11 protein-coding genes are annotated in these 12,414 nt (G+C 63.3%); 6 read left to right on the top strand and 5 right to left on the bottom strand.

Features of this window, described 5'->3' with window-relative positions:
* Positions 1–78: 78 nt before the first annotated feature.
* The 3 genes from B5P46_RS18430 (at position 79) to B5P46_RS18420 (ending at position 1,221) form a co-directional block, all read left to right on the top strand.
* A complete protein-coding gene (locus tag B5P46_RS18430; RefSeq protein ID WP_129419959.1) occupies positions 79–594 on the top strand; it encodes an SspB family protein in 516 nt (171 codons plus the stop codon).
* Positions 595–643: 49 nt separating this feature from the next.
* Positions 644–838 carry a DUF4169 family protein gene (locus tag B5P46_RS18425; RefSeq protein ID WP_129419958.1) on the top strand — a complete coding sequence of 65 codons (195 nt, stop codon included), beginning with the start codon at positions 644–646 and terminating at the stop codon, positions 836–838.
* A gap of 158 nt (positions 839–996) precedes the next feature.
* Positions 997–1,221, top strand: a complete 225-nt coding sequence (locus B5P46_RS18420; protein WP_129420520.1) for a ribbon-helix-helix domain-containing protein — start codon at positions 997–999, stop codon at positions 1,219–1,221.
* 92 nt (positions 1,222–1,313) lie between these two features.
* Here the strand turns inward: B5P46_RS18420 and B5P46_RS18415 are convergent, their stop codons facing one another.
* From B5P46_RS18415 to B5P46_RS18405, 3 genes are all read right to left on the bottom strand, one after another.
* A complete protein-coding gene (locus B5P46_RS18415) occupies positions 1,314–5,030 on the bottom strand; it encodes an AsmA family protein (RefSeq protein ID WP_129419957.1) in 3,717 nt (1,238 codons plus the stop codon).
* A gap of 202 nt (positions 5,031–5,232) precedes the next feature.
* Positions 5,233–6,645: an FAD-binding oxidoreductase gene (locus tag B5P46_RS18410; protein ID WP_129419956.1), complete on the bottom strand. Its 1,413-nt coding sequence runs from the start codon at positions 6,643–6,645 to the stop codon at positions 5,233–5,235.
* Positions 6,646–6,807: 162 nt separating this feature from the next.
* Positions 6,808–7,842 carry an aldo/keto reductase gene (locus tag B5P46_RS18405; RefSeq protein WP_129419955.1) on the bottom strand — a complete coding sequence of 345 codons (1,035 nt, stop codon included), beginning with the start codon at positions 7,840–7,842 and terminating at the stop codon, positions 6,808–6,810.
* A 92-nt stretch (positions 7,843–7,934) separates the two neighbouring features.
* Here B5P46_RS18405 and B5P46_RS18400 point away from each other — a divergent pair, with 92 nt between their 5' ends.
* Complete coding sequence (locus B5P46_RS18400; protein WP_129419954.1) at positions 7,935–8,837, top strand: LysR family transcriptional regulator; 903 nt, start codon at positions 7,935–7,937, stop codon at positions 8,835–8,837.
* A gap of 326 nt (positions 8,838–9,163) precedes the next feature.
* Positions 9,164–10,258 carry an AbrB family transcriptional regulator gene (locus tag B5P46_RS18395; protein ID WP_129419953.1) on the top strand — a complete coding sequence of 365 codons (1,095 nt, stop codon included), beginning with the start codon at positions 9,164–9,166 and terminating at the stop codon, positions 10,256–10,258.
* Positions 10,259–10,317: 59 nt separating this feature from the next.
* Here the strand turns inward: B5P46_RS18395 and B5P46_RS18390 are convergent, their stop codons facing one another.
* On the bottom strand, positions 10,318–11,232 hold the full coding sequence (locus B5P46_RS18390; protein ID WP_129419952.1) for an AraC family transcriptional regulator: 915 nt from the start codon (positions 11,230–11,232) through the stop codon (positions 10,318–10,320).
* Positions 11,233–11,276: 44 nt separating this feature from the next.
* On the opposite strand from B5P46_RS18390, the gene B5P46_RS18385 reads away from it, so the two are divergent.
* Positions 11,277–11,684: a DUF2000 family protein gene (locus tag B5P46_RS18385; RefSeq protein WP_129419951.1), complete on the top strand. Its 408-nt coding sequence runs from the start codon at positions 11,277–11,279 to the stop codon at positions 11,682–11,684.
* 49 nt (positions 11,685–11,733) lie between these two features.
* Here B5P46_RS18385 and B5P46_RS18380 read toward each other — a convergent pair whose 3' ends face one another.
* On the bottom strand, positions 11,734–12,399 hold the full coding sequence (locus B5P46_RS18380) for an OmpA family protein (protein ID WP_129419950.1): 666 nt from the start codon (positions 12,397–12,399) through the stop codon (positions 11,734–11,736).
* Positions 12,400–12,414: the final 15 nt, after the last annotated feature.

The following is a 12,414-nucleotide window of genomic DNA, read 5'->3' as shown; positions in this document are numbered from 1 at the left end:
CCGGTCTTTCCCAAGGCGCCCGGACGTGGCATATAACCTTGTGAAAAGACTTCCGAACCGACGAAAGACAGGAAAAGCATGGGGCAGGATCATATCCGCTACGACATTCTGGCACAGGATGCACTTCGCGGCGTCATCCGCAAGGTTTTGGCGGAAGTCGCAGCGACGGGCCGTCTGCCCGGTGATCATCACTTCTTCATCACCTTCCTCACGGGCGCCACCGGCGTGCGCATCTCCCAGCACCTGAAGTCGAAATACCCCGAGCAGATGACCATCGTCATCCAGCACCAGTTCTGGGACATGAAGATCACCGAGACGCATTTCGAGATCGGTCTTTCCTTCTCAGACGTTCCGGAAAAGCTGGTCATCCCATTCAATGCGATCCGCGGCTTCTACGATCCCTCCGTCAACTTTGAGCTCGAATTCGACGTGCCGCTCGCCGATGGCGAGGAATTGCCGTCCGGAGAAATCACCGCCTATCCGGTGGATGCGGCCGGAAAGCCCGATGACGCCGCAGGCGCAAAACCCGTCGACGGCGAGGAGAAGAAACCGGGCTCCGTCGTCTCGCTCGACTCCTTCCGCAAGAAGCAGTGATTTGAAGGGAGGCCAAGCCTCCCTTTTTCGTGAGGGTCCAGGCAACCGCATGAGCGCCGAAATCATCAATCTGCGCCAGTTCCGCAAGAAGCAGGCCCGCTCCGAAAAGGAGAAGCAGGCCGAACAGAACCGCGTCTCCTTCGGCCGCACCAAGGGCGAGAAACAGCTGACCCGCAGCCTGAATGACAAGGCCGACAAAGCCCATCGCGACGGCCGGATTGAGACGGATGACGACGGCGCGTGACGCTTTCACGCAAAGCTTGAAAAGCCGGAATGGATTCTGCGATCAGCCACTTGCGCACTTTCCTTGAATCGATCTGCCAACCCACGCTTAATTTGATAGAACGTCATGAGCGCGTCGTCTCGGGCGCGCTGTGGCTCTACCTGGGATGTGAAGGCCTCATGATTCGCAAGCATTCGGCGACATTGCACGGCCATCGCACCAGTTTCTCGCTGGAGGATGAGTTCTGGACCGAGCTGAAGACGATCGCCGCCGCCCGTTCGATACCGCTCGCCGCCCTGATCTCCGAAATCGACGACCACCGCCCACCAGACAGCAACCTGTCCTCGGCGCTGCGCTTGCATGTGTTTTCCTGGCTGAAGGCCGGCGCTGGCCACCAGCCTTGATGCATGTTGCTCAAAATAGCGTAGCGATTTGGGACGACATCAATGAAAACAAAGACTTGAAGCGTCTTGCATGAATCAAATTCTATGCGCTTTCACTGCGCCTGAACGCCCGGCAGCTGATCGAAATTGAGCGGACCGGGCTGCGCTTGCCCACTGCGCCGTGCTGCTTCCGCCTCGGCCGCGGCTCTCGCCTGCGCATCCGCATCCGCCTTCGCTTTGGCTTCCGCCGCGCGTGCGGCCTCCGCCTCGGCAGCAGCCTTCTCAGCGGCTGCTTTCTGCGCCAGCGCGCGCAACCGCTCTTCCTCCGCCTGCCGTTGCTGCTCGATCTCGGCCGCCTTGATGCGCTCGGCGTCGTTGAACCGGTAGAGCGCTACCTCGCGGCGCAGCCGCTGTTTTTCGAGCACGACCGCCTGCAGCCGCTCGACACGCCGGCGCTCGCGCTCGAAGGCGCGCAGCGACAGATAGCTGGTGATACCGGTCACATCCATCGTCTTGCCGGGCGACGGCAGCATGCCGGAAAAATTCAGCCGGAGCGCCGGCTCGGCGCCGGAAAGCGCTTCCGTGCCAGGATTGAACCCCACACCCAGCGTCGCGCTGATCCGCTCTTCCGGCAGCGCGATCTGCGCATCGGCGGTGATGCGGGCGAGATCATTGGCGACGGTGACATTCTGCACCCTCAGCGTCCCGTCGGCGATGTTGAAGGGGATGCCGAGCGGCGGCAGCTTCGCCTCGCCGTTGCTGAGCAGCGTCTCGATGATCGGATGCACCTTGCCGGCATTGATCTGCTCCTGCATCGTATCGGTCGCGGCAAGCAGCGGCGGCAAGATGGCAAGGTTCAGCCCGCGTATGCTGGTATCGCCGAGCCTCAGTTCGCCCGAACCATTGAGCGAGCTGGCGATTTCGCCGATCGTCTTGCCCGAGGCCTCCATCGACAGTGACAATCCGAACTTGCCGTTGGCGATCGGCGCGCCGTCGCGCAGCCAGACGACGCCGGAAAGATCGGAATCGGCAAGCGCAAGCTTCGTCTGCAGGAAACCTGTGCCGCTGGCATTGGTGAAGAGCAGATTGCCGGAGAGCTTTCCGCCGTCCCAGTTGCCGGCCATGTCGTTGAGCTGCAGCTCGTCGCCCTTGTAGGTGACATTGCTGGTGAAGTCCGACACCGCCGTTTCCGGCAGGCCGGGCCAGAACTCCTTGGCCGCCAGCTTCACGTTGACGTCGAGATCCTTGAAGATGGGCAGCCCCAGCGCCGCCGTCGTCAGCTGACCGTTGGCGGGATCGACGATCTGGCCGAACACCGCCTCGCCGAGCCAGCCGGCATCGGCCTTGGAGAGTGTCAGCCCGCCGCTCGCGGTCGTCTTCGCAGCCTTCCGGTCGAAGGTCAGTGCACCGGAAAATTCGTTTTCGGCCGCATGTCCCTTGAGATCGGAAAAGACGATCTTGTCACTGTCGACGGCGGCATTGACCTGCAGGCCGAACGGCAGCCCGGTTCCGGTGTGCGGCAGGGCGATGCCGTTCATGATGAGATAGGGGTCGATATCGGCGCTGTCGAGCGAAAGCGCGATCTGGCCGTTCATGAAGGTCTCCGGCCGGACATCGACCTTGCCGTTGGCCATGAACGAGGTCCGGTCGGTCGCAAAGGTCAGCGCCGCGTCGGCGGGATCGTTGCCCGATGCCTTCACTTTCAGCGTCAGGCGGCCGTTGGCCCCGACATCGACCGGCAGCGGGTCGAGCCCGGCCTGGCCGAACAGGACTGATGGCACGGCGTTTTCGAGCGTCGCCTCGAGGCTCGTCGTGCCGTTGCCGGTCAGCGCCAGGAGGTCGGACATGCGGTAATCGAGATTGACGCGGCTGCCGTTCGCCACACCGGCAAGCGTCACGGTCAGCGCATTGCCCTCGTCGCCGCCGAGCGTCAGCGCGCCGCGAAGCGCCGTATTGCCGTACCAGCCGGCATTGCGCACCAGCCGGTCGAGCGCTGGGTGATGCGGCAGGTGCTCGCGCAGCATGGTGAAGAAGCCGCCGGGATCGGCCGATTTGAAGGTGATCTCGCCGGCACCCTTGTAATCGAGCAGCGAGCCTTCCGCCCTGCCCGTCGCCGTCAGCTCGGCGCCGGCGATATTCTTGATCGACAGCCGGTCGACGGCAAGCGCCCCGTCGGCGATCGTAAACGTGGTCTCCACATTCTCGGCACTGACGCCGAAGGCGGTAAACTTGTCGGCCTTGAGCTGGGCGGCGATCTTGTGGTCGAGCACGTTGTCGCCGGCATCCTGGCCGGTCATCAGCCCGCTCAGCGCCTGCAGCGCGTCGAGATCGAGCGTATCGCCGTTCAGCGCCACCGATAGCGTCGGCGTCTGGCCGGAGATTGCCTGGCGCTCCAGCCGGCCCTTCAGCGTCGCCGGTCCGATAGCAATCTCGAGATTTTCAAAACGCTGCAATTCATGCGTCAGGCTGACATTGGCGGAAAAGCCCGCCTGCCGCAATTGCCGGATTGCCGGATCGACCGAGCCGGCTAGCCAGGAGGCAAGCCCCGTCGGCTGGCTGGAGGCCACCAGGATCTGGCCGTTGAACGAAGGCTCGCCCTGAAGCAGGAGCTTGCCCTTGCCCTCCACCTGCGTGCGCCCCGGCAGCGTGCCGGTGGCGCTGTCGATCAGCCAGCCGGTGCCGGCCGGTTCGAGCTCCAGCTGTACGTCGCGCAGCGTCGTATCGCCGGCGACGATCGCCGGCAGCTTGACGCTCGCCTTGCCCGGCACCTGCGGGATCGGCACCTGCGCGACGATATCGATCAGCGAATTCAGCCTCTGGCGCGCCGAAACAGCGGGATCCCGTGTCGTCTTGCCGGCCGAGCCCTGATTGCCGATGCGGTTGACATCGATCTGCTGGCCGTCGGCGGTCAACAGGAATTCCGGCGCATTGCCGGTATCGAGCGTCGCCTCGCCGGTTATGACATAAGGGTCGTCCGTCGGGCCGATCTCCATCCGGTATTCGGGGATGCGGATGCGTTCATTGGTGAGCTCGAAGCGGCCCTTGACGCGCGGCGGCTGCTCTTTCTTGTCGGCGGGCTTGGCGCTGTTGCGGATTTCGATCGCGGCCGAAAGCTGGCCCTGATAGTTCGGCTTGCTGTCGACGAGCTTCAGCTCGCCGTCGAGATCGACGCTGACAGGGTGCTTGTCCGGCGAAAGCCTTGTGCGCATGCGCAGCACGCCCTTCTCGTCCGGCTGACTGCTCGAGATCGAGAAGCCGCCGTGCTCGCCGTCGAGCGCAGCGTCGCCCTCGATGCGCCAGGGGCCGGCCAGCGACTTTGCCGACATTTCCGCGTTGAGGCCGGTGATGCGACGCGAGCGACCCGACTGGTCGTCGATGAATTCGACCTCGCCGCCACTGACATGCACGTTTTCGAGAACGACCGTCCTTGCCGGTATTTCCGCGCGGCTGCCGCGCATCCAGTCGAGCGTGCCGTCCTTGAGCAATCGCAGGCGCACCTTCGGATTGACGACGCGCATGTCGAAGATCAGCGCCTCACCCGACAGGAAAGGTGCCAACTCCGCATCCATGGAGAACTGCTCGACCCTGACGATCGGCGTGCCGTCCGCTTCCTGGCCGACGCGCACGTCATGCAGCGTCACCGACGGGAACGGCAGCAGGCGCGCATCCACCGTGCCGTAGACGGTGACCTTCTTGCCGATGATGCGGCTTGCCTGATCCTCGAAATTCTTGCGGAAATCCGTCCAGTCGATGAACAGCGGCGCAAGCAGCGCCACAAACAGCACTACGACGATCACTCCCCCCAGAAAGACGAGGAACCGGCCTACCAATGCAAAGCGTCTCCATTCGGGATTCTGTTGCCGACACTAGAGCATGATGCCGAAAAGTGTGAGCGGTTTTCGGACGACATCATGCTCTAACTCTTTAATTGAGAACAGGTTTCAGATTTCGGGGCGAGCCGGCCTAACATCATCTTGTTCTAGCGCTATTCATGCCGGGGGCAAGGCCCAAGTTCATGAGAATGTTCCGTTTTCAGCCATGGTGGAAAATCTTGCCGGGATTGAAGATATCGTCCGGATCGAGCGCCTGTTTCACCTGTCGCATCAGATCCACCGCGCCGCCGAGTTCCTGTTCCAGAAACGCCATCTTGCCTTGCCCGATCCCGTGTTCACCGGTGCATGTCCCGTCCAGGTCGAGCGCCCGCTGGTTGAGTCGCTGCACGAAGCTCTCAGCCCTGGCGATATCTTCGGCACTGCTGTCGTCGAACAACAGCAACACATGGAAGTTCCCGTCGCCGGCATGGCCGACGATCGGCCCCAGCAGCCCGTGCTCCTCGATATCCGCCTGCGTTTCGGAAACACAATCTGCGAGCCTCGATATCGGAACACAAACATCAGTCGAAAGTGCGGCAAGCCCGGGCGCCAGCGCCCTTGCAGCCCAATAGGCGTCGTGGCGCGCCTTCCAGAGCTTCGTCCGCTCTTCGGCATTGGCGGTCCATAGGAATTCGCCGCCGCCGCATTCCGCCGCGATCTCGGCAAAGGCTGCCGATTGCAGCGGCACTGTCTCGTCGGTGCCGTGGAATTCGAGGAACAGCGTCGGGCTTTCGGCAAAGGAAAGCTTGGAATAGGCGTTGCAGGCCCGCATCTGCACCGTGTCGAGCAGCTCGATGCGCGCCACCGGAATGCCCATCTGGATCGTCATGATGACGGCATCGCAGGCGGCCTTGATGCTCGGAAAGGCACAGGCCCCTCCGGCGATCTTCTGCGGAATCGCCTGCAAGCGCAGCGTCACCGAGGTCAGAATGCCAAGCGTGCCCTCGGCGCCGACGAAGAGCCGCGTCAGATCGTAGCCCGCCGAGGATTTACGGGCGCGCCGGGCCGTGCGGATCTCCTCGCCATTGGCAGTGACGGCGGTGACGGCAAGCACATTGTCCTTCATCGTTCCGTAGCGCACGGCATTGGTGCCGGAGGCCCGCGTCGAGGCCATGCCGCCGATCGAGGCGTTGGCGCCGGGATCGATCGGGAAGAACAGCCCGGTATCGCGCAGGTAGATGTTCAGCGCCTCGCGTGTCACTCCCGGTTCGACGGTGCAGTCTAGATCTTCGGGATTGACCTCAAGCACCTGGTTCATGCGGCTGAAATCGATCGAAATACCGCCATTGGCGGCGTTCACTTGACCCTCCAGCGAGGTGCCGACACCGAAACCGATCACCGGCACCTTGTGGGTCGCACATGCTCTGACCGCCGCTTTCACATCCTCGGCGCTCTCGGCGAAAAGCACGCCGTCGGGCAGTTGCGGCGGGATATAGGTGGTCGTATGCGCATGCTGTTCGCGGAAGGACTGGCCGGTCTGGAAACGCTCGCCGAAGCTCTGCTTGAGAATGCCGAGCACCGCGGCAATTCCCGCCTCGTTGCGTGTGCCCGCCTTCGCGTCCTTCAGCGCCATCCCGTTGATCTCCCTGCCATTCCGCAGAAACCACATCGTGTTCCGCAGGTCAGGCTGGGTATGCGGCAAGTCACAGCGGCTGTCCAGTTAAGATTGGCAGAAGATTTCATTCCCCTTTTGTTATAGGCGGGTTGCTATAGCCAAGTCCGCCGTCCCCGCGCCTCAGACAATCGGCGGATTGAGCCGGGCAAAACCCTCCTGTCGCCGATAGGGGAAATAGGGATAGGGCGCCGTGACGGTGCTGACGGCGTCGAGCCTTTCGATCTGCTCCTTCGACAGGCTCCAGCCGACCGCGCCGAGGTTCTGCCTGAGCTGCTCCTCGTTGCGGGCGCCGATGATGACGCTCGATACCGTCGGCCGGCCAAGCAGCCAGTTTATGGCGATCTGCGGCACCGTCCGGCCGGTCTCACCTGCAATGGCGTCCAGCACCTCGACGATGTCGAACAGTTTCTCGTCGTCGACGGGTGGGCCGTATTGCGCCGTCTCGTGCAGCCGGCTTGCCTCAGGCAACGGCTGGCCGCGGCGGATCTTGCCGGTCAACCGTCCCCAGGCAAGCGGGCTCCAGACGAGGGCTCCCACACCCTGGTTGGCGCCGAGCGGCATCAGCTCCCATTCGTAATCGCGCCCTGCCAGCGAGTAATAGACCTGATGGGCGACGTAACGCGGATAGCCGTGGCGGTCGGCGGCGGCGAGCGACTTCATCAGTTCCCAGCCGGCGAAATTGGAAACGCCGACATAGCGGATCTTGCCTGCTGCAACGAGCCCATCGAGCGTCGACAGCACCTCCTCGACCGGCGTCGAGGCGTCGAAAGCATGAAGCTGCAAAAGGTCGATATAGTCGGTCCCGAGCCGGCGCAGCGCATCCTCGGTCGAACGGATCAACCGCGCCCGCGACGTTCCCCAGTCCTGCGGCCCCTCGCCCATCGGCAGCGCCGTCTTCGTCGAGATCAGCACAGCGTCGCGCCGGCCACGGATCGCCTGGCCGAGCACCTCCTCGGACGCGCCGGCCGAATAGACATCGGCCGTGTCGAAGAGATTGACGCCGGCTTCGAGGCAGATGTCGACGAGCCGCCGCGCTTCCTCGGCATCGGTATTGCCCCAGGCGCCGAACAGCGGCCCGCTGCCGCCGAATGTGCCCGCGCCGAAGCTCAAGACCGGCACTCTGAGGCCGGAGGCGCCGAGATTTCTATAGTCCATGGATCTGGCTCCTGTATTTCCTAAGAGATAGACCCCGGGCATTCGATGATATAGAGTGCCTACAAGCAAATCATTTGTGACTTGAATTCATCATGAGCCGTCAGGACATCAATCGCTCCGGCGAAATGGAAGTCTTCGTCAGCGTCGTCGAGCGCGGCGGCTTTTCCGCCGCCGCCGCGGCCCGGCGCATGACGCCGTCGGCCGTCAGCAAGCTCGTCGCCCGGCTGGAGACGCGCCTCGGCGCCCGCCTCATCAACCGCTCCACCCGCAGGCTCCAGCTGACGCCGGAAGGCTGTGCCTTCTACGAGCGCAGCATCGCCATCCTTGCCGATATCGCCGAAGCTGAACGTCAGGCCTCGACAGGCGAACAGGCCTCAGGCCGAATCCGCATCAACACCAGCGGCTCTTTCGGCAATCATATGCTGGCGCCGCTCTTGCCTGCCTTCATGGCGCTTCATCCGGCCATAACGCTGGATATTTCCCATACCGACAGGATAGTCGACCTGATGGAGGAGCGCGCCGATGTCGCAATCCGCGCCGGCCCCTTGAAGAATTCCAGCCTGATCGCCCGCAAGCTCGGCGCCACCGGCAAGATCATCGTCGCATCGCCGGATTATCTCTCGCGCCACGGCGAACCACGCTCGACCGCCGATCTCCGCCGCCATTGCCGCATCGGCTTTTCCTACGCCCGCGCCATCGAGGGCTGGCCGCTGCGCGACGGTGGCGAAACGGTAACGATCCCGATCACCCCGGGCCTGCAGGTGGGAGACGGCGAAGCCATGCGCCACCTCGTTTTGTCAGGCGCCGGCCTTGCCCGGCTCGCCGCCTTCACCGTGCGCGCCGATATCGATGCCGGCCGCCTGGTGCCGGTGCTCGAAGAGGCCAATCCCGGCGATCTCGAGGAGTTCTACGCCGTCTATATGGGCCAGGGCGGCCCGCTGCCGGCGCGCGTACGCACACTGCTCGATTTTCTCGTCAGCCATGTACGTTTCTGAGGCACCCCGCCCGAAACCGTTCAGCGGTTTTGGAAAGATGACACGCATAAAAACAACGACTTGAAGCGGTCGCATGAATCAGTTTCGCATTCCAGGGCGCCGAGAAGCCAGATTTCGCAATTGACCGCCCGCCTCGCGTCCGCCTATACCGACCCGCGTCAGTCGGTCCTTGCAGCCGGCCTCTCTTCGTCATGCCGGAGCCTCCTCCCATCTTCAGCCCGTAAGGGCTCGCGCCGGTCATGCTCTAACTGTTTGATTTAGAGCAGGATTCAGATTTTGGCCGACATGGCCTAAAATCATCCTGTTCTAGGAAAGATACGGGGATCATGTCATTCAGCGACGCGAGCCGCCTGCTGCGGGATGCCGGCCTGCCGAAATGGGCGCTGCTGCTGGCACTTTCGACCGCTCTCGTCGTCTTCCTCGAACTCTTCGCCCTGCCGGCCTCGCTGCTGATCGGACCGATGGTCGCGGCAATCGCACTGGCGTTGACCGTCGGCAAGGGAAAGCTTCGCGTGCCCTTCTGGCCGCTGCAGTTCGGCCAGGTCCTCGTTGGCCTGATGATGGCGCGCACCATCACCCCTGACATTCTCGGTACCATGGCGAAGGACGCACCACTCTTTCTGCTGTTCATCTTCTCGGTCATCGCCATCGCCACCGGCCTCGGCTGGCTTTTGACGCGCTGGCAGGTGCTGCCGGGGACGACCGCGGTCTGGGGTTCCTCGCCGGGCGGCGCCTCCGCCATGGTCATCATGTCGGAAGCCTATGGCGCCGATGCCCGTCTCGTCGCCTTCATGCAGTATCTGCGGGTCGTCTTCGTCGCCGTCGGCGCCTCTGTGGTCTCGCGACTGTGGGTGGCAGCCGATGGCGCCGAGCCGCCGCCGCTTGTCCTCTTTCCCGAGATCGACTGGCCAGCCTTAGCAGCGACGATGGCTTTTGCCGCCTTTTGTGCTTATGGCGTCCGGCGCCTGCGCCTCCAGGGCGGCACGATCATCGTGCCGCTCTTTCTTGGCGCCTTGCTGCAGGGCATGGGCCTCCTGAAAATTGAGTTACCGATGTGGCTGCTCGCCGTCGCCTATGCACTGGTCGGCTGGAGCATCGGCCTGCGTTTCACCCGCTCGATTCTCAAACACGTGGCGCGCGCCCTGCCGAGGGTATCGGCCTGCATCGTGCTGCTGATGGCGCTCTGCGGCTGCATGGCGGTAGCGCTTCACGTCTTCGCCGGCATCGATCCGCTGACCGCCTATCTCGCCACCAGCCCCGGCGGCGCCGATTCCGTCGCCATCATCGCCGCCTCCAGCGATGTCGACGTGCCCTTCGTGATGGCAATGCAGACCGGCCGTTTCCTGGTGATCCTGATGATCGGCCCGATGCTCGCCCGCTTCATCGCACGCCGTTCCGGCCTTGCGGAAAATCCCGCCTGATGCACGTCGCCCAAAAGTGCGCAGCGGTTTTGGGATAACGACATGCATAAATCAAAGACTTAAAGCGCGTCGCATGAATCCGGATCGACGCGACGCGCTTTAGAGCCCTGCTTGCGGTTGTGCGCGAGTGCTGCCCATTGGCCGGGAGTCATGCCGTAGGCCTTCTTGAAATGGCGGTTGAGATGGCTCTGGTCGGCAAAGCCGGTCGCCGCCGCCACATCGGAAATCCCCTCACCCGCACCGATCATCGCCCGCGCCCGCTGCAGCCGCCGCATCAGGAGGTAGCGATGCGGGCTGGTGGCAAAGGCCGCCCGGAAATGCCGCGACAGCGCAAAACGGTCGAGACCCGTCACCGCCTCAAGCTCGCCGGAATTCACTGCCCGGGTCGCATGTGCCTCAAGATAATCCCGCGCTGCCCGCGCCTGCCGCCACGCGACGAGGCCCAGCGGCCGCGGCGGCATGCGCGCATGCCGTGACAGCCCGCCCGTCACCTGCGATACGAAATCGTCGACGAAAAGCGCGTCCAGTTCGCGGTCGAGTTCGCCAAGTGCTGCCAGCAGCACGCCCGCTAGCGCGGGATCGCCGATCACGGGTTCATCGACAAAAGGCAGGCCGACGCCATCCGCCTTCAGGCATTCAAGAAGCAGCGACGGCTCCAGATAGAGCATGCGGTACTGCAGCCCATCCTCGGTCCCCGCCCCGCCGTCATGCTCCTCATCGGGGTGCAGCACGATCACCTGTCCTGGCAGGCTGAAGCGCCGCTCGCCGCGATAGCGGAAGGTCTGAACCCCCTTCAGAGTCACGCCGAGTGCATAGGTGTCGTGTCGGTGCGGCTCGAAAGCATTGCCTGAGAACTGCGCCTCGATGCGCTCGATGCCGGGAAAGGCCGGCGCAGCCAAGATGGCGTTGCCGGATGGTCCCGCGCACAAACGTTCAAGACCTTCGAAGACCTGCGGATGTAAGTCCTGGTTCAACGCGCCCGATACTCCATAACCCGTAATAGGTGAAAGACCGTCCGATGTTTGATACCAAAATTGCCGTCGTCCTGCGAAACAATCTTGCCGGCTGGCAGAAGCTGAACGTCACCGCCTTCCTGATGACAGGCATCGCCGGCCGGCATCCCGAGATCATCGGCGAAGCCTACAGGGACCGCGCCGGCAATCTCTACAATCCCCTATCGATCCAGCCGATCATTGTGCTCTCCGCCGACGAGGCGACGATGTCAGCCGTTCACCGCCGCGCGCTGGAGCGCGATATCACCAGCTCGCTGTTCATCGAGGAGATGTTTGCGACCGCCCACGACGCGGCCAACCGCGCCGTCTTCGCAGAATTTGCGCCCGAAGACGCCAAGGTGGTCGGCATCGCGCTGCGCGCCGAAAAGAAGATCGTCGACAAGATCACCAAGGGCGCAACGATGCAGCACTAACAGAAACGGCCGGGCTTAGCCCGGCCGTTTCAAAGGCAGTAAATTTGGTTCAGCCCTGCGTGATCGGCGCGATCTGGATCTCGACGCGGCGGTTCTGCGCGCGGCCGGCCTCACTCGCATTGGAGGCAACGGGTTGCGACGGACCGAAGCCGACGGCGGAGACGCGGCGCTGGTCGATGCCCTGGCCGCCGAGATAATCGGCAACCGAGAGTGCGCGGCGCTGCGACAGGTCCTGATTGTGCTGCAGGCTGCCGGTCGAATCCGTATGGCCGTTGACGTCGATCAGCGTCCGGTTGAATTTGCGCAACACGATCGCCACCGAATTCAGCGTCGGATAGAAGCCCGGCTTCACCGCGTCCTGATCGACGTCGAAGGTGATGTTCGACGGCATGTTGAGGATGATGTTGTCGCCGTTGCGGGTCACCGAAATGCCGGTGCCTTCGAGCTGGGCGCGAAGCTCGGATTCCTGCTGGTCCATGTAATTGCCGATCGCACCGCCGGCGAGAGCCCCGACGCCTGCGCCGATCAACGCCGCATTACGCTTGCCGTGGCCACCGCCGCCGACAGCCACGCCGACGAGAGCACCGCCCAGCGCGCCGAGCGCCGCGCCGCCGGCCGTATTGGAAACCTTCTGTTCACCGGTATAGGGATCGGTCGTCGTGCAGGCGCTGAGATAACTTGCTGCGACAGCCAGAAGTATGAATTTCTTGATCATGGACAGGACGGTCTC

This window comes from Rhizobium leguminosarum (assembly GCF_004123835.1).
In the GTDB taxonomy this organism is placed as follows: domain Bacteria; phylum Pseudomonadota; class Alphaproteobacteria; order Rhizobiales; family Rhizobiaceae; genus Rhizobium; species Rhizobium leguminosarum_M.
Note: the sequence above shows the minus strand (reverse complement) of the source record. Positions and strands in the feature narration are given on the sequence as shown.

Coding starts and splice junctions, on each gene's coding strand:
- B5P46_RS18400 (WP_129419954.1), top strand. CDS start 7,935: ATGAGCCGTCAGGACATCAATCGCTCCGGCGAAATGGAAGTCTTCGTC.
- B5P46_RS18410 (WP_129419956.1), bottom strand. CDS start 6,645: ATGGCGCTGAAGGACGCGAAGGCGGGCACACGCAACGAGGCGGGAATT.
- B5P46_RS18385 (WP_129419951.1), top strand. CDS start 11,277: ATGTTTGATACCAAAATTGCCGTCGTCCTGCGAAACAATCTTGCCGGC.
- B5P46_RS18420 (WP_129420520.1), top strand. CDS start 997: ATGATTCGCAAGCATTCGGCGACATTGCACGGCCATCGCACCAGTTTC.
- B5P46_RS18405 (WP_129419955.1), bottom strand. CDS start 7,842: ATGGACTATAGAAATCTCGGCGCCTCCGGCCTCAGAGTGCCGGTCTTG.
- B5P46_RS18430 (WP_129419959.1), top strand. CDS start 79: ATGGGGCAGGATCATATCCGCTACGACATTCTGGCACAGGATGCACTT.
- B5P46_RS18380 (WP_129419950.1), bottom strand. CDS start 12,399: ATGATCAAGAAATTCATACTTCTGGCTGTCGCAGCAAGTTATCTCAGC.
- B5P46_RS18425 (WP_129419958.1), top strand. CDS start 644: ATGAGCGCCGAAATCATCAATCTGCGCCAGTTCCGCAAGAAGCAGGCC.
- B5P46_RS18395 (WP_129419953.1), top strand. CDS start 9,164: ATGTCATTCAGCGACGCGAGCCGCCTGCTGCGGGATGCCGGCCTGCCG.